General features: G+C 74.2%; 22 protein-coding genes, 1 pseudogene and 1 riboswitch. Of the genes and pseudogenes, 20 read left to right on the top strand and 3 right to left on the bottom strand.

The genetic code is table 11. The features are described from left to right. Positions 1 to 5: 5 nt before the first annotated feature. The 9 genes and pseudogenes from GYH36_RS03095 to GYH36_RS03055 form a co-directional block, all read left to right on the top strand. Positions 6 to 1094: an amino acid ABC transporter permease gene (locus GYH36_RS03095; protein ID WP_446661269.1), complete on the top strand. Its 1089-nt coding sequence runs from the start codon at positions 6 to 8 to the stop codon at positions 1092 to 1094. Next, a complete protein-coding gene (locus GYH36_RS03090; RefSeq protein WP_162289068.1) occupies positions 1091 to 1894 on the top strand; it encodes an amino acid ABC transporter ATP-binding protein in 804 nt (267 codons plus the stop codon). Before GYH36_RS03095 ends, GYH36_RS03090 begins: the two co-directional genes overlap by 4 nt. Before the next feature lie 116 nt (positions 1895 to 2010). Beyond that, a complete protein-coding gene (locus GYH36_RS03085) occupies positions 2011 to 3030 on the top strand; it encodes a transporter substrate-binding domain-containing protein (RefSeq protein WP_162289067.1) in 1020 nt (339 codons plus the stop codon). Between the two features lie 7 nt (positions 3031 to 3037). Then, positions 3038 to 4219 carry an FAD-dependent oxidoreductase gene (locus tag GYH36_RS03080; RefSeq protein ID WP_024839041.1) on the top strand — a complete coding sequence of 394 codons (1182 nt, stop codon included), beginning with the start codon at positions 3038 to 3040 and terminating at the stop codon, positions 4217 to 4219. Then, positions 4216 to 5109 carry a nitroreductase family protein gene (locus GYH36_RS03075; RefSeq protein ID WP_155097947.1) on the top strand — a complete coding sequence of 298 codons (894 nt, stop codon included), beginning with the start codon at positions 4216 to 4218 and terminating at the stop codon, positions 5107 to 5109. Before GYH36_RS03080 ends, GYH36_RS03075 begins: the two co-directional genes overlap by 4 nt. A gap of 29 nt (positions 5110 to 5138) precedes the next feature. Continuing rightward, the gene (locus GYH36_RS03070) at positions 5139 to 6401 is read left to right on the top strand and encodes an LLM class flavin-dependent oxidoreductase (protein WP_162289066.1); all 1263 of its coding nucleotides are present in this window, start codon (positions 5139 to 5141) and stop codon (positions 6399 to 6401) included. Positions 6402 to 6424: 23 nt separating this feature from the next. Beyond that, complete coding sequence (locus GYH36_RS03065; protein WP_162289065.1) at positions 6425 to 6796, top strand: rhodanese-like domain-containing protein; 372 nt, start codon at positions 6425 to 6427, stop codon at positions 6794 to 6796. A gap of 42 nt (positions 6797 to 6838) precedes the next feature. After that, positions 6839 to 7951, top strand: coding sequence for an LLM class flavin-dependent oxidoreductase (locus tag GYH36_RS03060; protein WP_162289064.1), 1113 nt, complete (start codon positions 6839 to 6841; stop codon positions 7949 to 7951). Positions 7952 to 8202: 251 nt separating this feature from the next. After that, positions 8203 to 8617: pseudogene (locus GYH36_RS03055) on the top strand (ATP-binding cassette domain-containing protein); the annotation flags it as partial. A gap of 76 nt (positions 8618 to 8693) precedes the next feature. Here the strand turns inward: GYH36_RS03055 and GYH36_RS03050 are convergent. Further along, a complete protein-coding gene (locus GYH36_RS03050; protein ID WP_162289063.1) occupies positions 8694 to 9179 on the bottom strand; it encodes a Dps family protein in 486 nt (161 codons plus the stop codon). Between the two features lie 218 nt (positions 9180 to 9397). Between GYH36_RS03050 and GYH36_RS03045 the strand changes: the two genes are divergently transcribed. Together GYH36_RS03045 and GYH36_RS03040 are read left to right on the top strand one after the other, a co-directional pair. Further along, positions 9398 to 10426, top strand: a complete 1029-nt coding sequence (locus tag GYH36_RS03045; RefSeq protein ID WP_203231514.1) for an aldo/keto reductase — start codon at positions 9398 to 9400, stop codon at positions 10424 to 10426. A gap of 99 nt (positions 10427 to 10525) precedes the next feature. Continuing rightward, positions 10526 to 10930, top strand: a complete 405-nt coding sequence (locus GYH36_RS03040) for a hypothetical protein (RefSeq protein WP_196217161.1) — start codon at positions 10526 to 10528, stop codon at positions 10928 to 10930. Positions 10931 to 11003: 73 nt separating this feature from the next. Here GYH36_RS03040 and GYH36_RS03035 read toward each other — a convergent pair whose 3' ends face one another. Next, the gene (locus tag GYH36_RS03035) at positions 11004 to 11567 is read right to left on the bottom strand and encodes a flavin reductase family protein (RefSeq protein WP_024839032.1); all 564 of its coding nucleotides are present in this window, start codon (positions 11565 to 11567) and stop codon (positions 11004 to 11006) included. Further along, positions 11564 to 12211, bottom strand: a complete 648-nt coding sequence (locus tag GYH36_RS03030; RefSeq protein WP_231492765.1) for an NADPH-dependent FMN reductase — start codon at positions 12209 to 12211, stop codon at positions 11564 to 11566. The genes GYH36_RS03035 and GYH36_RS03030 overlap by 4 nt, the downstream gene beginning before the upstream one ends. Then, positions 12175 to 12310: riboswitch (SAM riboswitch) on the bottom strand. Its footprint overlaps the gene before it by 37 nt. A 205-nt stretch (positions 12311 to 12515) precedes the next feature. Between GYH36_RS03030 and gdhA the strand changes: the two genes are divergently transcribed. The 9 genes from gdhA (at position 12516) to GYH36_RS02985 (ending at position 22785) form a co-directional block, all read left to right on the top strand. Beyond that, positions 12516 to 13853, top strand: coding sequence for an NADP-specific glutamate dehydrogenase (gene gdhA / locus GYH36_RS03025; RefSeq protein WP_024839030.1), 1338 nt, complete (start codon positions 12516 to 12518; stop codon positions 13851 to 13853). Positions 13854 to 14028: 175 nt separating this feature from the next. Further along, a complete protein-coding gene (locus GYH36_RS03020; RefSeq protein ID WP_162289062.1) occupies positions 14029 to 14829 on the top strand; it encodes a copper homeostasis protein CutC in 801 nt (266 codons plus the stop codon). A 241-nt stretch (positions 14830 to 15070) separates the two neighbouring features. Beyond that, the gene (locus GYH36_RS03015; protein WP_115943514.1) at positions 15071 to 16750 is read left to right on the top strand and encodes an ABC transporter substrate-binding protein; all 1680 of its coding nucleotides are present in this window, start codon (positions 15071 to 15073) and stop codon (positions 16748 to 16750) included. A 46-nt stretch (positions 16751 to 16796) separates the two neighbouring features. Further along, entirely contained in the window at positions 16797 to 17795 is a 999-nt protein-coding gene (locus GYH36_RS03010; protein ID WP_115941893.1) for an ABC transporter permease, read from the top strand. Then, the gene (locus tag GYH36_RS03005) at positions 17788 to 18870 is read left to right on the top strand and encodes an ABC transporter permease (RefSeq protein ID WP_162289061.1); all 1083 of its coding nucleotides are present in this window, start codon (positions 17788 to 17790) and stop codon (positions 18868 to 18870) included. The genes GYH36_RS03010 and GYH36_RS03005 overlap by 8 nt, the downstream gene beginning before the upstream one ends. Further along, a complete protein-coding gene (locus GYH36_RS03000) occupies positions 18867 to 19796 on the top strand; it encodes an ABC transporter ATP-binding protein (RefSeq protein WP_024839025.1) in 930 nt (309 codons plus the stop codon). Before GYH36_RS03005 ends, GYH36_RS03000 begins: the two co-directional genes overlap by 4 nt. Next, positions 19793 to 20671, top strand: a complete 879-nt coding sequence (locus tag GYH36_RS02995; RefSeq protein ID WP_162289060.1) for an ABC transporter ATP-binding protein — start codon at positions 19793 to 19795, stop codon at positions 20669 to 20671. The genes GYH36_RS03000 and GYH36_RS02995 overlap by 4 nt, the downstream gene beginning before the upstream one ends. A gap of 173 nt (positions 20672 to 20844) precedes the next feature. Continuing rightward, positions 20845 to 22404, top strand: coding sequence for a ribonuclease catalytic domain-containing protein (locus GYH36_RS02990; RefSeq protein ID WP_312028481.1), 1560 nt, complete (start codon positions 20845 to 20847; stop codon positions 22402 to 22404). A 9-nt stretch (positions 22405 to 22413) separates the two neighbouring features. Next, complete coding sequence (locus GYH36_RS02985; RefSeq protein ID WP_162289059.1) at positions 22414 to 22785, top strand: sterol carrier family protein; 372 nt, start codon at positions 22414 to 22416, stop codon at positions 22783 to 22785. Positions 22786 to 23048: the final 263 nt, after the last annotated feature.

Raw genomic sequence — 23048 nt, 5'->3', positions numbered from 1 at the left:
GCACCGTGTCGCTCCCGCAGGACGAGTCCCGACAGCTCGCGCCGCCGTCCGGCCGGCACCCCGCCGACCCGGACGGACGCCCGGGTGTCGAGGACGCGCTGCCGCTCGAGAGCCTGCGGATCGTCCCCGCCCGGCACCCGGGACGGTGGGCCGCGACGGCCGTCGTCGCGGTCCTGCTCGCGATGGTCGTCAGCTCGCTCGTGACGAACGAGCGCTGGGAGTGGGACGTCGTCGCGACCTACCTCACGTGGCCCTCCGTCCTCGAGGGGGCGTGGGCGACGATCCGGCTCACGCTCGTCGCGTCCGTCGTCGGGTTCGCGCTCGGCACGGTCCTCGCGCTCATGCGGCTCTCGCGCTCCCCGCTCCTGCAGTCGGTGTCGTGGACCTACACGTGGGTGTTCCGGTCCGTGCCGCTGCTGCTGCAGCTCCTGCTCTGGTACAACCTCGCGTACCTCTACCCTCACCTCAGCCTCGGCATCCCGTTCGGGCCCGAGCTCGTGTGGTTCGACACGCTGTCCGTGATCGACAAGTTCTGGGCCGCGATCCTCGGCCTCGGGCTGTCGCAGGCCGCGTACTCCGCGGAGATCGTGCGCGCCGGCATCCTCTCGGTCGACCAGGGCCAGCAGGAGGCCGCGGCGTCGCTCGGCATCCCGCGGCGGCGCCAGGTCAGCCGCATCATCCTGCCGCAGGCCATGCGCTCGATCGTCCCGACCGCCGTCAACGAGGTCATCGGCCTGCTCAAGGGCACGTCGATCGTCTACGTCCTCGCGTACGGCGAGCTCTTCTACATCGTCAGCGTCATCTACGGCCGCAACGGGCGGGTCGTGCCGCTGCTCATCGTCGCGTCGATCTGGTACCTCGTGCTGACCACGCTCATCACGGTCGTCCAGTACTACGTCGAGCGGCACTACGCGAAGGGCGCGGTGCGCACGCTCCCGCCGACACCCCTGCAGAAGGCGCGCTGGACCGTGCTCGTCTGGGTGTCGCGCCTCTCCGGACGCCCCGTGCCGCCGTCCGTCCCGCCCGCCTACGCGGCCCGCGCCCGGGTCGGCGTCCTCACGCGCACCGCGCGCACGGCGGGGGGTGCCGCATGAGCGCCCCCGTCACGGACACCACGAGCCCGGCCGCCGAGGCGGCCGGGCTCGTCGAGATCCACGGCGTCCACAAGAGCTTCGGCACGCTCGAGGTGCTGCGCGGCGTGTCGCTCACCGTCCGGCCCGGGTCCGTGACGGTCGTGCTCGGCCCGTCCGGCTCGGGCAAGTCGACGCTCCTGCGCGCGATCAACCACCTCGAGAAGGTCGACCAGGGCTTCATCTCCATCGACGGCGAGCTCGTCGGGTACCGCCGCAAGGGCAGCACCCTGCGCGAGCTCAAGGAGCGCGAGATCCTCGGGCAGCGCACCCAGATCGGCTTCGTCTTCCAGAGCTTCAACCTGTTCCCGCACCTCACCGCGCTCGAGAACGTCGTCGAGGCGCCCGTCTCCGCGCAGCGGCGACGCCGCGAGGACGTGGAGCCCGAGGCCCGCGAGCTGCTCGCCCGGGTCGGGCTCGCCGACAAGGCCGACGCGCGGCCGCGCCAGCTCTCCGGCGGGCAGCAGCAGCGCGTCGCCATCGCACGGGCGCTCGCGCTGCGACCCAAGGTGCTCCTGTTCGACGAGCCCACGTCCGCGCTCGACCCGGAGCTCGTCGGCGAGGTGCTGGAGGTCATCAAGGACGTCGCCAGCACCGGCACGACCCTCGTCGTCGTCACGCACGAGATCGGCTTCGCCCGCGAGGTCGCCGACACCGTCGTCTTCATGGACGAGGGGGTCGTCGTCGAGCAGGGCACGCCCGCCGAGGTGCTCGACCACCCGCGCCACGAGCGCACCCGGGCCTTCCTGCAGAAGGTCCTGTGACCCGCCCGCCCGGCGGGCACCCACCGTCGTCACCGCACCCGCGACCGGCCGCCGGCCGGACCCGCACCGCACTCCCGGCGTCACCCCGACGCACCACCCGAGAGGTAGGACACCCCGTGACCGCAACGACCACCCGCGCCCGCGCCTCGCGCGCGCTCGCCCTGCTCGCCGCCGTGCCCCTCCTGGCGCTCACGGCCTGCGCGGGCGTGAGCACCGAGGCACCGGCCGCCGCGGAGGGCACGGCCACCGAGGACGGCGCGGCCTCCGTGGCCGAGGCGCTGGACGTCAGCACGAGCCCCGAGCAGGACCGCATCCGCACGACCGAGTCCGCCGAGGCGATCGCGCTCCTGCCCGACTCCTGGAAGGACAAGGACGAGATCGTCGTCGCCGTCTCCGCCGGCTCCGCCCCCCCGCTCGGCTTCCTCGCCGACGACGACGAGACGCCCATCGGCAACGAGACCGACATCGCCCAGCTCGTCGCCGACGCGCTCGGCAAGGAGCTGCGCCTCGAGGTCAAGGCCTGGGCCGACTGGCCGCTCGCGCTGCAGTCCGGCGACGTCGACGCCGTGATCTCCAACGTCACCGTGACCGAGGAGCGCAAGGAGACCATCGACTTCTCCACGTACCGCAACGACGAGCTCGGCTGGCTCGTGGGCGCCGACTCCGACATCACCGAGATCACGAAGCGCGAGGACATCGCGGGCAAGGTCGTCGCCGTCGGGTCGGGCACGAACCAGGAGAAGATCGTGCTCGAGTGGGACCGCCTCAACCAGGAGGACGGTCTCGACCCGATCCAGGGCCCCGAGTACTACGAGCAGTTCGCCGACGCCCTGCTCGCTCTGCAGTCCGGGCGCATCGAGACGTACGTCGGCCCCAACGCGACGCTCGCCTTCCAGGCGGCGACCTCCCCGCAGGACTTCCGGGTCGCCGGCACGCTCAACGGCGGCTGGCCGGACACGGCGCAGATCGCCGTCGCCACCAAGAAGGGCGCGGAGGCCGCGCCGGCGATCACGGCCGCGATCAACCACGCCGTCGAGGACGGCACCTACCTCCAGGTGCTCGAGCGCTGGGGCCTGGAGTCCGAGGCGGTCGAGGAGTCGCAGACCAACCCGCCCGGCCTGCCGAAGACGGAGTGACCCCGGAATGACCACCAGCACCCGGTACGTCGACCACGTCGTGGTCGGGGGCGGCGTCATGGGCTCCGCCACGGCCTGGCAGCTCGCCCGGCGCGGGCGCGACGTCGTCCTGCTCGAGCGCTTCGCGCCCGGGCACGCCCACGGCGCCTCGCACGGCACGTCGCGCATCTACCGCACGACGTACGCCGAGCCCGAGTACCTCGACCTCGCCCAGGAGGCGCTCGCGCTGTGGCGCGAGGTCGAGGACGAGACGGGCACCGAGCTCCTCGCCGTCACCGGCGGGGTGAGCCACGGGCGTCGCGACGCCACGGCCGAGCGGCGGGCCGACGCGATCGCCGCCGCGTTCACCGCGCGCGGGATCGCGCACGAGTGGCTCGACCCCGCGGCCGCGGCGGAGCGGTGGCCCGGCCTGCGGTTCGAGGGCCGGGTGCTGCACGAGGTCGCGACGGCCGGACGGCTCCACGCCGACCGCGCCGTCGCGGCCCTCCAGGGCGCGGCCGCCGCGCGCGGCGCCGACGTGCGCCACGAGGTCGCCGTCCGGCACGTCGAGCGCGCGGCCGAGGGCGTGCGCGTCGTCACCGACGGCGGCGACGTGCTCGCGCGCGTCGTCGTCGTGACCGTCGGCGCATGGAGCGCGGGCCTCCTCGGCGGGGCGGACGGCGGCCTGCTCGGCGCGGACCTGCCGCTCGTCGTCACGCAGGAGCAGCCCGCGCACTTCGCGCTGCGCCCCGGTGCGACGCCCGACGGCTGGCCCGCGTTCACCCACGACGTCGGCCCCGGCACCGCGTGGCCGAGCGGCGTCTACGGCCTCGCCACACCGGGAGAGGGCGTCAAGGTCGGATTCCACGGCGTCGGCCCCGTCGTCGACCCGGACCGCCGCTCCTACCGGCCCGAGCCCGGCCAGCTCGCCACGCTGCGCGACTACGTGCGCACGTGGCTGCCCGGGCTCGACCCGGACGCGTACGTCCCCGTGAGCTGCACGTACACCACGACGCCCGACAGCGACTTCGTGCTCGACCGGCGCGGACCCGTCGTCGTCGGCGCGGGGTTCTCCGGCCACGGCTTCAAGTTCGCCCCCGCGGTCGGCCGCGTCCTCGCCGACCTCGCCACCGCACCCGACGACGTCTCGGCGGCCGAGCGGTTCGCGCTCGCCCGCCTCGCCGCACTCCCCGAGAGGACCGCCTCATGACGATCGCTCCCGCTCCCGTCGCCGCCCCGGCCGCGCCGCCGACCGCCCCCGTCGCGCTCGCTGCGCGCTACGGCGTCGAACCGGCCGCCGTCGACGAGGTCGCGCCCGGCGCGGCGACCGGGCCGGCCGGACGCCCGGGCGCGCACCCGGTGCTCGACACCCTGCTCGCGCACCGCACCGTGCGCCGCTACCTCACCGACCCGCTCGCCGAGCACGTCGTCCCGACCCTCGTGGCCGCTGCGCAGTCCGCCCCGACGTCCTCGAACCTCCAGCTCTGGAGCGTCGTCGCCGTCACGGACCCGGCCCGCAAGGCGCGCCTCGCGGCGCTCGCGGGCGACCAGGAGCACATCCGCACGGCGCCTCTCCTGCTCGTGTGGCTCGCCGACCTCTCCCGCGTGCGCGCCCTCGGGGCGCGCGAGGGCGTGCGGCTCGAGGCCACCGACTACCTCGAGACCACGCTCGCCGCGTTCCTCGACGCCGCGCTCGCCGCGCAGAACGCGGTCGTCGCGGCCGAGTCGCTGGGTCTCGGCACGGTGTACATCGGCGCGCTGCGCAACCACCCGGCGCAGGTCGCGGCGGAGCTCGGGCTGCCCGAGGGCGTCGTGGCCGCCGTCGGCCTCGTCGTCGGGCACCCGGACCCCGCGGGCGGCGAGCGCGTCAAGCCGCGCCTGGCGCAGGGCGCCGTCCTGCACGCCGAGCGGTACCGGTCCGCCGGCCAGGCCGAGCACGTCACGGCCTACGAGAAGCGCATCGAGCCCTTCTACCGCGCGGAGGGACTCGACGGCGGGTGGCGCGAGCGCGTCGTCGACCGCCTGCGCGTGCCGGGCGCGCTGCGCGGGCGCGCCCACCTGCGGGCTGCGCTCGCCGCGCTCGGGTTCCCGTCCAAGTAGTCCGACCCGCACCACCACCAGAGGAAGCCATGTCGTCCCACCAGCACCCGCAGCCGACCGCCGCGGGCGGGCCGCGCCCCGCCTCCGGCCGCGTCCCCCTGTCCGTCCTCGACCTCGCGATCGTCCCCGAGGGGTCCACGGGCCAGGACGCGGTGCGCCGCGCCGTCGGGCTCGCGCGCGACCTCGACCGGCTCGGGTACCACCGGGTCTGGTACGCCGAGCACCACCTGTCGCCCGGCGTCGGCTCGGCGTCGCCCGCCGTGCTCGCCGCCGCCGTCGCGGCCCGGACCGAGCGCATCCGCGTGGGCAGCGGAGCCGTGCTGCTCAGCACCACGAGCCCGCTCGTCGCCGCCGAGCAGTTCGGGACGATCGCCGCGCTGCACCCCGGCCGCGTCGACCTCGGCCTCGGGCGGGCGTTCACGCCGCCGAAGGGGTCCGGCACGGCCGGACCACGGCCCGCGGCCCGACCCGCGGCGGGCCCGCGCGTCGTCGACGGCCTGTACGTGCCCGGCGCACCGCCGACGGGCGGCAACGACTCCGTGCTGCGCGAGCGGATCCTCGCGCAGAAGCGGATCGTCGGGGCGTCGCGCACCCCGGCGAGCTTCCGCGACGAGCTCGACCTCGTGCTCGGGCTGCGCGCCGGGACCTACCGCGACGAGCACGGCACGGCGTACGTGAGCCCGCCCGTCGAGGGCGCCGACTGGGACCTGTGGGTGCTCGCGTCGAGCGCGGGCGAGAGCGCGCGCGTCGCGGGCGAGCTCGGCCTGCCGCTGGCCGCGAACTACCACGTGGCGCCGTCGGCGACGCTCGACACCGTCGCGGCCTACCGCGCGGCGTTCCGGCCCGGTGTGCTCGACGCGCCGTACGTCGTCGTGTCGGCCGACGTGCTCGTCGCGGACACGGTCGAGCGGGCCCGCGAGCTCGCGACGCCGTTCGCCGACTGGGTGCTGTCCATCCGTCGCGGCGCCGACGGCGCGATCGCCTACCCCGAGCCCGGCACGTCGCCCGCGTGGGACGAGCGGCCCGAGGCCGAGCGCGCGCTCGTCGCCGACCGCGTCGACACCCGCATCGTCGGGGACCCCGAGACCGTCGTGCAGCGGCTCGAGACGCTGCGCCGCGCGACCGGCGCCGACGAGCTCCTCGTCACGACCGCGACCCACGACACCGACGACGCCCGCCGCTCGTTCGAGCTGCTCGCCGAGCACTGGTTCGCGGGGCCGACGCCGGCCCCCGCGACCGGCACGGACGACGCCCCGGCCGACGTCGCCCCCGCGCTCGCCGCCACCCGCTGACCATCCCCTCGAAGGAGAGACCCATGACGACCCCGCCCCTGCAGACCGCGACCGACGCCGCCGCGACGGTCGCCGACGGCGCCCTGCTCGTCGACGTGCGCTCGGCCCAGGGCCGTGCCGCGCACGGCGAGATCCCCGGCGCCACGCTCGTCGACCGGGACGACCTCGACGCGCTCTTCGGCCCCGCCGACGCCCCGGCGATCTCGCTCGACACGCCCGTCGTCGTCGTGTGCGGGTCGCCGAACGGCTCCGGCCCCGTCGCCGAGGCGCTCGCGCGACGCGGGTACGCGCACGTGTCCCACGTCGACGGCGGCTTCCCCGCCTGGAAGGACGCCGGGCTCCCGGCCACCGACCCTGCCGAGGCTCCCGCGGAGCCGACCGACGCCCCCGCCTGAGCCGCACGACCCACCCGCCCACCCCCACCCACGGAGACCCTCATGCCCGTCGAGTTCCTCGGCATCGCCACGACCAACGACGCGTCGGAGACCACCACGCGCACGACCGCCCCGTTCGACCCCGCCTACCTCGAGCGCCTCGTGCGCGCGCACGAGGACACCGGCTGGACGCGCGTCCTGTTCGCGTACGGCTCGTCCGGCCCCGAGCCGGCGGCGCTCGCCGCGTACACCGCCGCGCGTCTGCAGTCGATCGAGCTGCTGCTCGCGCACCGGCCCAACGTGTCCTACCCGACGTACGCCGCCAAGACGTTCGCGACGCTCGACCAGCTCTCCGGCGGCCGCCTGTCCGTCCACTTCATCACCGGCGGGAACGACCGCGAGCAGGGCCGCGAGGGCGACACGCTGACCAAGGACGAGCGGTACGCGCGCACCCACGAGTACATCCAGGTCGTCAAGCAGGCGTGGGCGAGCGACGAGCCGTTCGACCACCACGGCCCGTTCTACGACTTCGACGACTTCGTGCTCGACGCCAAGCCGTTCGAGGGGCGGACGCCGACCATCTCGTTCGGCGGGTCGTCGGACGCCGCGTTCCGCGTGGGCGCCGCCGAGGCGGACATCTACGCCGTCTGGGGCGAGCCGCTGGACCGCACGGCGGAGCAGATCGAGCGCGTGCACGCCGAGGCCGCCGCCGCGGGCCGGGCGACGCCGCCGCGCATCCACGCCGCGTTCCGCCCGATCATCGCGCCGACCGAGGAGCTCGCGTGGGAGAAGGCGCACCGCGTCCTCGACCGCATCGAGGCGCGCAAGGCCGCCGCGGGCGGGCAGCTCAGCCGTCGGCACCCGATCGACAAGCCCGAGAACGCGGGCTCGCAGCGCCTTCTGGAGATCGCGGCCCAGGGCGAGCGGTACGACACCGCCCTGTGGACCGCCACCGCCAGGGCCACCGGCGGCGCCGGCAACTCCAACGCGCTCGTCGGCACGCCGGAGCAGGTCGCGGAGGCGCTGCTCGCGTACTACGACCTCGGCGTCCGCGTCATCTCCGCGCGCGGCTACGACCTTCTCGACGACGCGATCGACTTCGGCCGGCACGTCATCCCGATCGTCCGCGAGGAGGTCGCGAAGCGCGACGCCGCCGCCGAGGTCGCCGCGGCCTGATCGGCAGTTCCGGACCAGATCGGCAGTTCCTGCCGAGATCGGCACGTGCACCTGCCGATCTCGGCGAGAACTGCCGATCTCGGTTTTCCCCTCCCCCGAACACACGCTAGGAGCAGGACCGTGCGCTTCCAGGTACTCGACATCGTCTTCAACCCGCCCCACCCGGTGACCGGGGAGGCCGTCGCGCCGTCCGACCGGCTGAACCGGGTCGTCGAGACGGCGGTGCTCGCCGAGGAGCTCGGGTTCGACTGCGCCGCGGGCCCCGCGAGCTGTCCGGGGGAGCGCCAGCGCGTCGCCATCGCGCGGGCGCTCGCACTGCGCCCGTCGCTCGTCGTGCTCGACGAGCCCGTCTCGGCGCTCGACGTGTCCGTACAGGCACAGATCCTCGAGCTCCTCGTGCGGCTCCAGGCCGAGCACGGGCTCGCGTACTTGTTCATCTCGCACGACCTCGCGGTCGTGCGGCAGGTGTCCGACCACGTCGGCGTCATGCACCGCGGGCGCGTCGTCGAGCAGGGCACGGCGGAGCAGATCCTGCTCTACCCGCGCGAGGACTACACGCGCGAGCTCGTCGCGGCCATCCCTGGCGCCGCCGGGCGCGCCCGGCGGCGCCGCACCGCGGAGGGCGACGTCGGCCGGGGCGTGACGCACCGCAGACCCCGGCCGTGACGCGCGGAGGCCGCGGTCCGGAGCACGTGCTCCGGCCCGCGGCCTCCGGGCTCGCGCGGCCCGTGGCCGCGCGCCGTCACGCCTCGCGGTTCTCCGAGGACAGGAACCAGGCGTGCTTCTCCAGGTCCGCGATGATCTCGTGGAGGAGGTCCGCGCTCGTCGGGTCCTCGGCGTCGACGTCGTCGTGCACCGCGCGCACGACCTCGACCGTCTGCGCGATCCGCTCGACGACCGCGTCGACCGTGTCGCCGACCGACACGAGGCCGGCCGGGTACGGGGACAGCTCGGTCGTCGTCGCGACGGTCTCGGTGCGGCCGTCGGGCACGACCTGGAGCGCGCGCATGCGCTCGGCGACGGTGTCGCTGTGCTCGCGCGCCGCGTCCACGACGTCGTCGAGCTGGAGGTGCAGGTCGCGGAACCCGCGGCCGGTCACGTTCCAGTGGGCCTGCTTGCCCTGCACGTGGAGGTCGACGAGCGCGACGAGCACGCGCTGCAGGTGGGCGCGGAGCTGCTCCGACGCCTCGAAGCGCGCGGTGGTGCGGTGGATGGTGGGTGCGGACATGGTGCTCCTCGCTCTCTCGGGGGTCGCCCGGAACGTGCGGCGGTCACCCGGCTTCCGTCGGTGCCGTTTTCTTGAACCATTCCAGAGTAGGGACCATTCCCCGCGCTCGCCAGCAAGGACAGGCGTGCCTGACCTGCGGCGTCGTCACCTTCTCCCACCTGGTGAGAGGACGCCGTCTCCCCCTTGCCCCGGGGCGCTCGCGGTGGTCCGCTGGCGTCATGACCGACGACCGCACCCCCGCCGCACCCTCGAACCGCCTGCCGCAGCGCACGCTCGGCTCCGGCGACGCCGCGCTCACCGTGTCCGCGGTCGGGTTCGGCGGCATGTCCGTGACCGACGCGTACGGCCCCGCCGACGCCGCCGAGGCCGAGGCCGTGCTGCGCCGCGCGCTCGAGCTCGGCGTGACGCTCGTCGACACGGCCGACGTCTACGGCCACGGGCGCAACGAGGAGCTCGTCGGCCGGGTGCTCGGCGCCCACCGCGACGAGATCGTGCTCGCCTCGAAGTTCGGCCTCCCGCCCGCGGAGGGCCACCCGGACGGCCGGCTGGTCGACGGCCGCCCCGCGTACGTGCGCGCCGCGATCGACGCGAGCCTGCGCCGGCTCGGCACCGACCACCTCGACCTGTACTACCTGCACCGCATCGACCCGCAGGTGCCGGTCGAGGAGACGGTCGGCGCGCTCGCCGAGCTCGTCGCGGCGGGCAAGGTGCGGGCGATCGGGCTGTCCGAGCCGTCCGCGGCGACCGTGCGCCGCGCCCACGCCGTCCACCCGGTCACGGCCGTGCAGAGCGAGTACTCGCTGTGGACGCGCGACCCGGAGGACGAGGTCCTGCCCACGCTGCGCGAGCTCGGCATCGGCTTCGTGCCGTTCTCGCCGCTGGGCCGCGGCATCCTCACGGGCACGGTCGACTCGACGGACGGGTTCGCCGAGGACGACGTGCGCCGGTCCCACGCCCGGTACGCGGGCGAGGCGTTCGAGCACAACCGCGGGCTGGTCCGCTCGCTCAAGGAGATCGCCGCGGGGCGCGGCGTCACGACGGCGCAGCTCGCCCTCGCGTGGCTCCTCGCCCAGGGCGACGACGTCGTGCCGATCCCCGGGACGAAGCGCCTGGCGTACCTCGAGCAGAACGTCGCGGCGGCGTCGCTCCCGCTGACGCCCGACGAGGTCGCGGCCGTCGGCGCGGCGATCCCGCGCGGCGCGGTCCAGGGCGTGCGGCACCCGCAGCCCGACCTCCTCGCCGGGTGACGGAGCGCCACGACCGGCGGTATAACCCGTGGCTCGGGCCCCGCCGCGGACCTAGACTGGAACGGTCCTGTGGGTCTCCCCGCGCAGAGGTCGGCTCCGATGTCGTGGCTGCTCATGATCTGGTGCGCGACGGCGTGCACGGCCGCCGCCGCGTGGTGGGTGCTGCGCCGCGCCGGCCGCCCGCCGAGCCACGAGGCGTCCGGGCGTCCCGGCCGCCGCCGGCGTCGCACGCCGCCCCCGGACCCGCTCGCGACGCTCGCGCTCCAGCTCCGGCTCAGCGAGCTCGCGGCGGAGATGCGGCGCATCGAGGCCGACCCCGACGTCTACGCGCGCGCCCACCACTACCTCGCGGTCCAGGGCGCCTACGACGCGCTCCTGCGGGAGGCGTGCCGGCTCACGGGCCTCCCCGTGGACGACGCGCCGCTGCGCGCCGGGTTCCGCACCGGCGACGACGAGCGGTTCCGCGAGGAGCTCGAGCTCAGCGCGCGCGGCTGGAGCTGGTGACCGGTCGCCCGCCCACGCGAACGAGGGGCCTGACGGCGTCCGCCGTCGGGCCCCTCGTCGCGTGCGTCGGCGCTCAGAGCGCCGAGTGGTCCCCGATCCGGTGGTACGTGCGGTCGTGGTAGACGAGCGGGGACCGCGTGGCGGTCGCCTCGTGCCGCGCGTCGTCGCCGACGCTCGACGCGAGCGCGCGCAACGACACGAGGTAGGAGTCGCCGACCGGGGTGCGCTGGACCACGCGGCCGCGCACCCAGGAGAGCGCGCCGTCGATCACCGGCTCGCCGGTGGGCAGGCGCGACCAGCCGCCGTCCGCGAACCGGTCGACGCCGCTCGTCGCGAACCGCGCCGAGACGTCGTCCTGGTGGTCGGCCAGGAAGCTCACCGTGAGCGTGCGCGCCGCCGAGACCGCGGGCCACGACGACGACGTCGACGCGAGCGAGAAGGCGAGCAGCGGGGGTGCGGCGGAGACGGAGATGACGGACGTCGCGGTGAACCCGACGAGGCGGCCGTCGTGCTCGAGCGCGATCACCGCGACCCCGGCGGGGTGGCCGCGGAACACGGCCTTGTACTCGTCGAGGGACAGCTGCGGCTCGTCCTGCTCCGCGAGGAGCTCCTCCAGGTGGGTCAGCTCGGCGGTCATCGCGCGGCCCCCGCGAACGCGTCGGCCACGGCGCGGTCGGGCGTGGCGCCCGCACCCGGGTCGGGCGGCGTCACCGCGCGGCGCAGCGCGTCCCCCTCGCGCGCGAGCCACGCGTCGGCGACCGGCCCGAGGTCGGCGAGCCGGTCCTCGGTCACCGCGAACGAGCGCGTCGGCACGACGGCGCCGAGCTCCACGAGGACGGGCCGCAGGTGCACCTCGCCGACGAGCGCGTGCGCGGGGTTGCCGGAGACGACGAGCGGCACGACGACGACGCCGGCGAGCCCGTCGGGGCCGTACAGGTCGAGGAAGGCCTTGAGGAGCCCCGTGTAGGAGGCCTTGTACACCGGCGTCGCGACGACGGCGACGGTCGCGGACGCGAGCCGCTCGCGTGCGGCGTCCGCCGCGGCGTGCTCGGGGCCGAGGATCTCGCCGGCGAGCGACGCGAGGTCGATCGTCTCCACGTCGGGCGCGCCGACGAGCGCGGCGACGCGGCGGGCCAGCGTCTCGGCGGCCGTCAGCGTGCGTGAGCCGGGCCGGGGGTTGCCGGAGACGGCGAGGACCGTCGGGCCGGTGTTCTGGTGGGTCATGTGCACCTCGCAGTAGTCGTCGATCACGCTTGCCGCCGGGCCGTCCTCGCGGGTCACGAGGTCGGTCGCGTGCGGCCTGGTCATCTCCCGGAGCACCCCGCCGTGACTGGGGGTTGCCGGCCAGCGAGCCGGGGCTTGGCGCTGGCGCTCGTGACCTGGGGACGGGTATAGCAAGCGCGCCGAGAAACTGAACCAGACCGGTCAGGTTTCTCAGTGGGTGGACGGATGTGTCGGGCCGTGGGGGGTCATCGAGGGGGTGCCGCGACGCGTCGCCACCTCGCGGACATGAGACGGCGGTACGAGAACTTCTGGCACAGGCGTACCGTCGGAGGCTCCGTCCTAGTCCAGACGAGGAGTGCCCATGGACAGCCGACTGCAGTCCGTCTACGACGAGGTCCTGCGTCGCAACCCCGGCGAGGCCGAGTTCCACCAGGCCGTGCGCGAGGTCTTCGACTCGCTCGGCCCCGTGCTGCGCAAGCACCCGCGCTACGTCGAGGCCGCCGTCCTCGAGCGCGTCTGCGAGCCCGAGCGCCAGATCATCTTCCGGGTCCCGTGGGTGGACGACTCGGGCCGCGTGCAGATCAACCGCGGCTTCCGCGTCGAGTTCAACTCCGCGCTGGGCCCGTACAAGGGCGGCCTGCGGTTCCACCCGTCGGTCTACCTCGGCATCGTGAAGTTCCTCGGGTTCGAGCAGATCTTCAAGAACTCGCTCACCGGCATGCCCATCGGCGGCGGCAAGGGCGGCTCGGACTTCGACCCGCGCGGACGCTCCGACGGCGAGGTCATGCGGTTCTGCCAGTCGTTCATGACCGAGCTGTACCGGCACATCGGCGAGCACACCGACGTCCCCGCGGGCGACATCGGCGTCGGCGGCCGCGAGATCGGCTACCTGTTCGGCCAGTACAAGCGCATCACCAACCGGTACGAGTCCGGCGTCCTTACGGGCAAGGGCATCTCGTGGGGCGGGTCGCTCGTGCGCACCGAGGCCACGGGCTACGGCACGGTGCTGTTCGCGCAGAACATGCTCGCGACGCGCGGGCAGGACCTCGAGGGGCGCCGCGTCGTCGTCTCGGGCTCCGGGAACGTCGCGACCTACGCGACGGCCAAGGCGCAGGAGCTCGGCGCGCACGTCGTCGCGTTCTCCGACTCGTCCGGCTACGTCGTCGACGAGGCCGGTGTCGACCTCGACCTGCTGCGCCAGGTCAAGGAGGTCGAGCGCGGGCGCGTCGCCGACTACGCCGCGCGCCGCCCCGGTGCGCGCGTCGTCACCGACGGCTCGATCTGGGACGTGCCGTGCGACGTCGCGCTGCCGTGCGCGACGCAGAACGAGCTCGACGAGGGCGCCGCCAAGCAGCTCGTGGCGAACGGCGTCGTCGCGGTCGCGGAGGGCGCGAACATGCCCACCACGCCGGCGGCCGTCGCGCTGCTCCAGGACGCGGGCGTGCTGTTCGCGCCGGGCAAGGCGGCCAACGCGGGCGGCGTCGCGACGTCGGCGCTCGAGATGCAGCAGAACGCGTCGCGCGACGCGTGGTCGTTCGAGTACACCGAGGACCGCCTCGCCCAGATCATGGCGGGCATCCACGACCGGTGCGTCGAGACGGCCGACGAGTACGGGGCACCCGGCAACTACGCGCTCGGCGCCAACATCGCCGGCTTCACCAAGGTCGCCGACGCGATCCTCGCGCTCGGCGTGATCTGACCCGACCGCACGACCCGTCGGTGCGCGCGTCGCGCCGACGGGTCCGTCGCGTTCGGCCGCAGCGCCGTGCGCACGGCCGGGCCCCGCGGCCGGGCGGGTCGTCTACCCTGGCCGACGGCCGCCGTCGTGACCTGTCCCGACGTACCGGCCCCGGACCGGACGACGGGAGACCCCAGTGACGACCACCGACCCCGCGGGCAGCGCGCCGCACGCGCGCCGCGAGACCGCGCTCGAGCTCGCCGTGCAGGACGCGGAGGGCGTCCGCGTCGCGGCCTCCGTCGGCGCCCGGCGCGTCGAGCTGTGCGTCGCCCTCGGGGCGACCGGTGGCCTCACCCCGAGCACCGGGCTCGTCGAGGCCGCCGTCGCGGCGGCACGCGCGGCGGCCGGTCCGGGAGAGACGCCCGTGGAGGTGCACGTGCTCGTGCGGCACCGGCCCGGGGGCTTCGTCCTGTCTGCCGACGACCTCGACGTCCAGGTCCGCGACGTCCGCGCCGCGGTCGCGGCGGGCGCGCACGGCGTCGTCGTGGGCGCGCTCACGCCGGACGGCGTGGTCGACGCCGCGGCGGTCCGAGCGCTCGTCGACGCCGCTGACGGGCGGGAGGTGACGTTCCACCGCGCGGTGGACGTCGTGGCCGACCCCCTCGCCGCGCTGGACGTGCTCGCCGGGGCCGGGGTGGGGCGCGTCCTCACGTCGGGCGGCGCGCCGCGCAGTATCGACGGGGTCGAGCGGCTGCGCGCCATGGCGACGCACGCGCGCGAGGTGCTCGGCGGGCGCGTCCAGGTCATGGCGGGCGGGGGAGTGCGACCGCAGGACGTCGGCGCGCTCGTCGCCGCGGGGGTCGACGCGGTGCACCTGTCCGCCAAGCGGGTCGTCGCGGACGACGCCGGCCCCGGGGGCGGTGGCGACGCGGGCTACGAGGTGACCGACCGCGAGGTCGCGGCGGCGGCCCGGTCAGCGCTCGACGCCGCGCGCTGACGCCCGGCCTCCACCCTCCGGGCGCCGTCGCCGACGGCCCTCCCTGACGCTCCCGGCCGGTCCCGCTCGCGCGGGGCCGGCCGTCGTCGTGCCGGGCGGAGCCGTCGGATGTCTCAGTTAGGTAACTTTCCTGTTGTATTCGGGAGAGCGCGCTCGCGAATTAGTTAGTGTTCCTGCCACACGCCCCAGGGCGCCACGACGAACGACGCGAGGACGCGTCGTCCATGCGAAAGGACCGATGATGATTCGAAGCACGGCGCGCAAGCGCCTGCTCACGGCGGTTGCGCTCGTGACCGGCGTGACCCTCATGGCGGCGGGCTGCTCCGGCTCGGGCAACGGGGAGAGCGAGCAAGGCGCGAGCGAGGGCCGCACGCTCAACGTGTGGGCCGGGACGCAGACGCCCATCGTCGCGAACTTCAACCCGTACTCGCCGAACCCCCTGCACGCCGCCAACGGCGCGATCTACGAGCCGCTCTTCTACTACAACAAGGCCCAGGCGGGCCCGCCCGAGCCGCGCCTCGGCGAGTCGTTCGAGTGGTCCGAGGACGGCACGGAGCTCACCGTGAAGCTCCGCGAGGGCGTCACCTGGACCGACGGCGAGGCGTTCGACGCCGAGGACGTCGTCTTCTCCCAGACGAACGAGGCCGCGAAGCGCGACTTCGTCGTCTCGGTCGAGGCGCTCGACACGCACACCGTGAAGTGGGTCTTCGACTCGCCGCAGTTCACGTCGGAGGTCCAGCTCCTCGGGACGTCGCTCGTCGTGCCCGAGCACATCTGGTCCCAGGTCGACGACCTCGTGACGTTCGCGAACGAGGACCCGGTCGGCACCGGTCCGTACAAGGCCGACGCGGTCACCGAGGCGGCGTACACCGTCGTCGCGAACGAGGACTACTGGGCCGGCGCCCCGAAGGTCAAGAAGGTCCGCTACCTCGGCATCGACGCCAACCAGAGCGCCGAGGACCTCATGACCACGGGCAAGGTCGACTGGACCGCGATGTTCGTGGCCGACCCGGAGCGGATCACCGCCGACGGCCGCCTGTCGATGATCAACACGCCGCAGGACCCGACGACGATCTACACGTGCGTCTCGGTCGACCTCGGCTGCACCGGTCCGCAGACCGACGTCGCCGTGCGCCAGGCGATCAACCTCGCGATGAACCGCCAGGAGATCAACGACAAGGCGTTCGCCGGACTCGCCGCGACCGCGTCCCCGACGTTCGCGCTGCTCGGCCGCGACGACCGCTGGATCTCGCCCGACGTCGAGGAGAAGAGCCCGCAGACGCCCGACGCGGCCGCGGCCGCGCAGGTCCTCGAGGACGCCGGGTACACGAAGGGCGCCGACGGCATCTACGAGAAGGACGGCCAGAAGGTCGAGCTGACCCTCATCACGGTCGACGGCTGGAACGACTACAACGCCGTGGGCGACCTGCTCGTCGAGCAGGCCAAGGCGGCGGGCATCTCGATCGTCCACAACAAGGTCACGCAGCAGGAGATGTCCGACGCGCGCGTCGCGGGCACCTACCAGCTCATGGTCGGCGGCATCACCGGGCCCTCGCTCGACGACCCGTTCAGCATCTACCGCCAGTGGATGACGACGGACTACACGCGACCGGTCGGCGAGGTCATGGAGTCGGGCCTCTTCAACTACGTGCGCTACACCAACCCGACGGTCGACGCCGCGGTCGAGGCGGCCGCCTCGACGAACGACGAGGACGTGAAGAAGGAGCAGTACGCGATCATCCAGCAGGAGATCGTGCGCGACCTGCCCTACATCCCGGTCGTCGTGAACGCGTCGCAGACGTTCATGGACACCCAGGACTTCACGGGCTGGCCGACGCAGGACGACCTCTACGCGTTCCCGCCGTCGTGGAGCACCGTCTCGCTCGGAGTCGTGCTCTCGAAGCTCGAGCCCGCGAGCTGATGTCCGCGCGCCGAGGAGGAGGACCGAGGAACGAGGGACACGCATCATGAGGTACTACGTCCGGCGGATCACGTTCTACGTGATCACCCTCTGGGCAGCGGTCTCGCTGAACTTCCTCATCCCGAAGCTCATGCCGGGTGACCCCAAGCAGATCTTCATCGACAAGTTCCTGCGCAAGGGCGGCGAGCTGACGCCCCAGATGCAGAACAGCATCGACCTCCTCTTCGGCGCGGACGGGGACGCCGGCCTCTGGGACCAGTACGTGTCCTACTGGGGGCGTCTCTTCTCGGGAGACCTCGGGATCTCCATCACCTACTACCCCCAGCCCGTCACCGAGCTGATCGGCCAGGCGCTGCCCTGGACCGTGGGCCTCGTGGGGCTCGCGACGATCATCTCGTTCGCGCTCGGCGTCGGGCTGGGGGCGTGGGCGGGCTGGAAGCGCGGCACGTGGGTGGACAGCATCATCCCCGCGTCCACGCTGCTCCAGGCCGTCCCGTACTTCTGGCTCGCGCTCATCCTCGTGTCGGTGTTCTCGGTCTCGACGGGGTGGTTCCCGCGGATCGGCAGCTACGACATCTTCGGCTTCGACAACGGGCCGGAGTGGTCGTGGGCGTTCGTGGGCAGCGTGATCTACCACGGGTTCCTGCCCGCGCTGACGATCGTGCTGTCGTCCGTCGGCGGCTGGCTGCTCGGGATGCGCAACATGATGGTCTCCACGCTGTCCGAGGACTACGTGACGACGGCCGAGGCCAAGGGCCTGCGCCGGATGCGCGTGGCCCTCACCTACGCGACGCGCAACGCGGCCCTCCCGTCGTTCGCCGGGTTCGGCGTCGCGCTCGGGTTCGTGGTCGCGGGCTCGGTCGTCATGGAGCAGGTGTTCAGCTACCCGGGCCTGGGCAAGCTCCTGTTCAACGCGGTCCAGGCGAGCGACTTCGCGCTCATGCAGGGGACGTTCCTCGTGATCACGCTCGCCGTGCTCGCCGCGAACTTCCTCATGGACCTCATCTACGGATTCATCGACCCGAGGACGCGCAACCATGGCTGACGACACCCGCGAGGCCGAGCTCGTCACCCCCGCGGCGGACGCGGCACCGGCCGCCACCGTCGTCGTCGACGGCATCGCCCCGCCCGACACGACGCCCGGCGTCGTGCCCGACGTCCCGCCCGGCCAGGACCAGGGCGTCCCGCCCGTCCCGGCGCGACGCGGGCTGCGGGCCCTGCTCCCGCGGCGGTCCGGCAAGCTCACCGCCGGCATCGTGCTCGTCGTCGCGATCCTGCTGTTCACGTTCGTCGCGCCGTTCTTCACGCAGGACCCGCGCGCGACCGCGAACGAGCGGTTCCTGCCGCCGAGCGCCGAGCACCTGCTCGGCACGAACCACATCGGGAACGACATCTTCGCCCAGGTGGCCTACGGCGGGCAGGGGTCGCTCATGGTCGGCCTCGTCGCCGGCGCGATCGCGCTCGTTCTGTCGATCGTGTTCGGCATCGTCGCCGGGTACCGGGGCCGGTTCACCGACGAGGCGCTCTCGCTCGTCACGAACATCATGCTCGTCATCCCCGGACTGCCGCTGATCATCGTCATCTCGGCCTACCTGCAGACGCGCTCGCTCCTCGTCGTGGCCGTGATCCTCGGCCTGACGGCGTGGCCGGGGGCGGCGATCGTCCTGCGCATGCAGGCCAAGTCGCTGCGCTCGCGCGACTACGTCTCCGCCGCGCGCGTCGCGGGGGAGAGGACGCCGCGGATCATCCTCGTGGAGATCTTCCCCAACCTGCTCCCGCTGCTCACGGCGCAGTTCCTCGGGGCGGTGCTCCTCGCGATCCTCGCCGAGGCGGGCCTGTCCTTCCTCGGGCTCGGCCCCTCGGGGTCGATCACGTGGGGCACGATCCTCAACCAGGCGAGCGCCAACAACGCCCTGAGCCTCGGCCTGTGGTGGTGGTTCGTGCCGCCGGGCCTGCTCATCGCGCTGTTCGGGTGCGGCCTCGCGCTCGTGAACTTCAGCCTCGACGAGATCATCAACCCCCGGCTGCGTCTGGGCCCGGCCGCCGTCAAGAGCGTGCGCAAGGCGCGCAAGGCCGGCGTCGGGGCCGGCGACGACCCGAAGGAGACGGTGGCCGCATGACCGCCACGACCACGACTGCCGAGCCGCTGAGCAGCGACCGGCACGCGGCCTACCTCGTCGGCAAGGAGCCGGTCCTCACCGCGCGCCACGTCTCGATCGACTACGAGGTCGAACCGGTCGTCCACGCCGTCAAGGACGTGTCGCTCACGCTGCACCGCGGCGAGATCCTCGGCCTCGCGGGCGAGTCGGGCTGCGGCAAGACGACGCTCGCGTACGGGCTCAACCGGCTCCTCAAGCCCCCGGCGCTGCTCACGAGCGGGACCGTGACGTTCCACGACCAGGACGGACCCGACGTGGACGTCGTGGCCCTCACGGGCGACGCGTTGCGCGCGTTCCGGTGGGACAAGGTCTCGATGGTCTTCCAGGGGGCGATGAACTCGCTCAACCCCGTCATCAGCGTGCGCGACCAGCTCGGCGACGTGCTCAAGACGCACCGTCCCGGGATGTCGCGCGCGGAGCGGGCGAGCCGGTCGGCGGAGCTGCTCGAGCTCGTCGGCGTGGACCCGCTGCGTCTCGACAGCTACGCGCACGAGCTCTCGGGCGGCATGCGCCAGCGCGTCATGATCGCCATGGCGCTCGCGCTCGACCCGCAGGTCATGATCATGGACGAGCCGACGACGGCGCTCGACGTCGTCGTGCAGCGCGGGATCCTGCGCGAGATCATGCGCCTGCGCGAGCAGCTCGGGTTCGCGGTCGTGTTCATCACGCACGACCTCCCGCTGCTCCTGGAGATCAGCGACCGGATCGCGGTGATGCTGCGCGGCGAGATCGTCGAGATCGACACGGCGGAGGCGGTCTACGAGGCGGCCCAGCACCCGTACACGCGACGCCTGCTCGGCTCGTTCCCGAGCCTCACGGGCGACCGGGGGGCGTTCGTCCGCACGGGCGAGGGCACCGGAGAGAGCCAGGAAGGTCCCCACGCATGAGCACCCTCGAGGTCCGCAACCTGGTCAAGGACTTCACGATCCGCAAGGGTCTGCGCCGCACACGCCTGCGCGCGGTGAACGACGTGTCCTTCACGCTCGAGCCGGGGAGGACGATCGCGGTCGTCGGCGAGTCCGGCTCCGGGAAGTCGACGGTCGCGCGCATGATCGCGCAGCTCGAGACGCCGACGTCGGGCGAGATCCTGCTCGACGGCACGCCCTCGGCGACCCGCGGGCGGGGGCTCGACGCCTACCGCCACGACGTGCAGATGGTGTTCCAGGACCCGTTCGCGTCGCTCAACCCGTTCCACACGGTGGGTCACCACCTGGAGCGGCCGCTGCGCCTGCACCAGGTCGCGCGCGGGCGCGAGGCGCTCGACGCGCGCATCCACGAGCTGCTGGAGCGCGTGAACCTCACGCCCGCGCCGGTCTTCGCCGCGAAGCAGCCGCACGAGATGTCCGGCGGGCAGCGCCAGCGCGTCGCGATCGCGCGCGCCCTCGCCCCGGGGGCGCGGTTCCTCGTCGCCGACGAGCCCGTCTCGATGCTCGACGTCTCGATCCGCCTCGGTGTGCTCAACCTGCTCGCGCGCTTGCAGCGCGAGGAGAACCTCGGGGTCCTCTACATCACGCACGACCTCGCGACCGCGCGCCACTTCAGCGACGAGATCCTCGTGATGTTCCGCGGGAACGTCGTCGAGCGCGGGCCGTCGGACCAGGTGATCCTCGACCCGCAGCACGAGTACACCAAGCTCCTCCTGAGCGCCGCCCCGGAGCCCGCGAACCACGGCCGGCTCCGCGAGGAGGTGCGCCGCGAGCTCGCGGCCGCGGGGGCGGGCGAGCCCGCCGACCGCGACCGGTTCGGGACGCGCGGCCTCTGATCCCGGCGCACCCGTCCCCCGCGGCGGGTGCGGCCCGACGGACGCGCGCGCCGGTGGTGGCGTGCGCCCGGCGCGCGGGCCAGGTCTGTCGGACGCCCTGGCCCGCGCGCACCCTCCGCCGCCCGCGGTCCTCCCACGGGCCCGCGGTCCCGGGGGTCGGTAGGGTCGGGCTCGTGCCCACGCGTCAGCTGCGCCTCGTGCGACCTGCCGAGACCCCCGCCCCGAGCCCCGCCGTCGCGATCGCCGAGGCGCTGGACGCGCTGCGGCGCGAGATGGAGGTCCCCGAGGACTTCCGCGCCGACGTGCTCGCCGAGGCCGAGGCCGCCGTGCGCGCGGACCGCGCGGTCGTCGGGGACGGGCGTGTCGACCTGCGGGACGTCCCGTTCGTGACGATCGACCCGCCCGGGTCGATGGACCTCGACCAGGCGCTCCACCTCAAGCGGGCGGCGCACGACCCCGGCGCGCCCGAGGGCGCGGCGTACGTCGTGCACTACGCGATCGCCGACGTGGGCGCGTTCGTCGAGCCCGGCGGGGCGATCGACGCCGAGGTGCACGTGCGCGGCACGACGCTCTACGCACCGGACGCGCGCACCCCGCTGCACCCGCCCGTGCTCTCGGAGGGCGCGGCGAGCCTCCTGCCGGACGAGGACCGCCCGGCGGCGGCGTGGCGCGTCGTCCTCGACGCCCGCGGCGAGATCCTCGACGCGACGGTGCGCCGCGCGGTGGTGCGCTCCACGGCCCGGCTGACCTACGACGAGGCGCAGGCGCGGGTCGACGCCGGCGACCCCGCCGACGCGCTGCTCCTGCTCCGCGAGGTCGGCGAGCTGCGGCTCGCGCTCGAGCGCGACCGCGGCGGCGTGTCGCTCGAGGTCCCGGAGCAGGAGATCGTCGCGCACGACGACGGCACGTTCGGGCTCGAGTTCCGCTCCACGCTGCCCGCGGAGGCGTGGAACGCCCAGATCTCGCTCCTCACCGGGATCGCCGCGGCGCGCCTCATGCGCGCGGGCGGGGTCGGCGTCTTCCGCGCGCTGCCCGAGGCCGACCCGCGCGACCTCGCGCGCCTGCGCCGCACGGCCCGCGCCCTCGGCATCGACTGGCCGCGCGAGACGTCGTACGCGGAGCTCGTGCCGACGCTCGACTCGGGCGTCCCGCGGCACGCCGCGTTCCTCAACGAGGCGACGTCGCTCTTCCGCGGCGCGTCGTACGAGGCGTTCGGCGGGACGGGCCAGGAGCCGGGCGTGCCCGACGACGCGGCGCACGCCGCGATCGGCGCCGAGTACGCGCACGTCACCGCGCCGCTGCGCCGGCTCGTGGACCGCTACGGCACCGAGGTGTGCCTCGCGCTGTGCGCGGGCGAGCAGGTGCCGCGATGGGTGCTCGACGCGCTGCCGGGGCTGCCGCGCACGATGGCCCGGACGGGCCAGCGCGCGGGCTCGTACGAGCGCGCGATCGTCGACGTCGTGGAGGCGGCGCTCCTCGCGGGGCGTGAGGGTGAGGAGTTCGACGGCGTCGTCGTCGACGTCGAGGACGACCGCGAGCGTGCCCGGCGCGTCGAGCGCGAGGGCGGGGACGCGGGTGCCGTGCAGCGCGGCCAGGTGGTGCTGACCGACCCCGCGGTCCGGGCCCCGGTCGAGGGCGTGGACCTGCCGCTGGGCGACCCGGTCCGTGCGACGCTGAGCGAGGCGTCGGTGCCGGGGCGCCGGGTGCTCTTCACGGTCGGCGGCCGGTCGTAGCCTGTCCCCGTGAGCGCTCGACGACGTACCGACCCGGCCGCGGGCCGCCTCGCCCTCGCCGCGTGGCGCGAGGACCGGGCGGACCGCAAGGCCGTCACGACGGCGGTCCGGTTCACCCTGGAGGAGCTCGCGGACGTCGCGCCGGGGCACGCCGTCGAGGTGCGCGTCCCGCCGGCGGGCGCCGTCCAGGCGGTCGAGGGTCCGCGCCACACGCGCGGGACGCCCCCGAACGTCGTGGAGACGGACCCCCAGACGTGGCTGGCCCTGGTGACGGGGACGCTCGCGTGGGCCGACGCCGTCGCGGACGGCCGCGTCCAGGCGTCGGGCGAGCGCTCCGACCTGTCCTGGCTGCTCCCGCTGCAGGCCGCGCGGCTGCGCTGACGGACCCGCGCGCGACGGTGCCGCGCGTGCGTGTTACTGGTCCGTAACGTTCTCGCCGCCAGGTCTGGCGGACCGGGGTACGGAGGGCTAGCGTCCGTGGATGACCGGCCGCCGCTCGCGCGGACGCCCGCGGCACGACGACGTGCGGCGACGTTCTCGTGGCGGTGACACGGCAGCAACCGCCCGTTCACCGACGTGCGGTGCGATGTCCCGCGGAGGCAGGGCGTCGCGCCGTCCGGTGCGTGGACGAGCGCGGCTGCTGC

Source organism: Cellulosimicrobium composti (assembly GCF_010287905.1).
Taxonomy (GTDB): domain Bacteria; phylum Actinomycetota; class Actinomycetes; order Actinomycetales; family Cellulomonadaceae; genus Cellulosimicrobium; species Cellulosimicrobium composti.
This window is presented reverse-complemented; position numbering and strand designations above follow the sequence as displayed.

Coding starts and splice junctions, on each gene's coding strand:
- GYH36_RS03015 (WP_115943514.1), top strand. CDS start 15,071: ATGATTCGAAGCACGGCGCGCAAGCGCCTGCTCACGGCGGTTGCGCTC.
- GYH36_RS03040 (WP_196217161.1), top strand. CDS start 10,526: ATGTCGTGGCTGCTCATGATCTGGTGCGCGACGGCGTGCACGGCCGCC.
- GYH36_RS03080 (WP_024839041.1), top strand. CDS start 3,038: ATGACCACCAGCACCCGGTACGTCGACCACGTCGTGGTCGGGGGCGGC.
- GYH36_RS03005 (WP_162289061.1), top strand. CDS start 17,788: ATGGCTGACGACACCCGCGAGGCCGAGCTCGTCACCCCCGCGGCGGAC.
- GYH36_RS03010 (WP_115941893.1), top strand. CDS start 16,797: ATGAGGTACTACGTCCGGCGGATCACGTTCTACGTGATCACCCTCTGG.
- GYH36_RS02995 (WP_162289060.1), top strand. CDS start 19,793: ATGAGCACCCTCGAGGTCCGCAACCTGGTCAAGGACTTCACGATCCGC.
- GYH36_RS03060 (WP_162289064.1), top strand. CDS start 6,839: ATGCCCGTCGAGTTCCTCGGCATCGCCACGACCAACGACGCGTCGGAG.
- GYH36_RS03070 (WP_162289066.1), top strand. CDS start 5,139: ATGTCGTCCCACCAGCACCCGCAGCCGACCGCCGCGGGCGGGCCGCGC.
- GYH36_RS03045 (WP_203231514.1), top strand. CDS start 9,398: ATGACCGACGACCGCACCCCCGCCGCACCCTCGAACCGCCTGCCGCAG.
- GYH36_RS03035 (WP_024839032.1), bottom strand. CDS start 11,567: ATGACCGCCGAGCTGACCCACCTGGAGGAGCTCCTCGCGGAGCAGGAC.
- GYH36_RS03090 (WP_162289068.1), top strand. CDS start 1,091: ATGAGCGCCCCCGTCACGGACACCACGAGCCCGGCCGCCGAGGCGGCC.
- GYH36_RS03000 (WP_024839025.1), top strand. CDS start 18,867: ATGACCGCCACGACCACGACTGCCGAGCCGCTGAGCAGCGACCGGCAC.
- GYH36_RS03050 (WP_162289063.1), bottom strand. CDS start 9,179: ATGTCCGCACCCACCATCCACCGCACCACCGCGCGCTTCGAGGCGTCG.
- GYH36_RS03075 (WP_155097947.1), top strand. CDS start 4,216: ATGACGATCGCTCCCGCTCCCGTCGCCGCCCCGGCCGCGCCGCCGACC.
- GYH36_RS03065 (WP_162289065.1), top strand. CDS start 6,425: ATGACGACCCCGCCCCTGCAGACCGCGACCGACGCCGCCGCGACGGTC.
- gdhA (WP_024839030.1), top strand. CDS start 12,516: ATGGACAGCCGACTGCAGTCCGTCTACGACGAGGTCCTGCGTCGCAAC.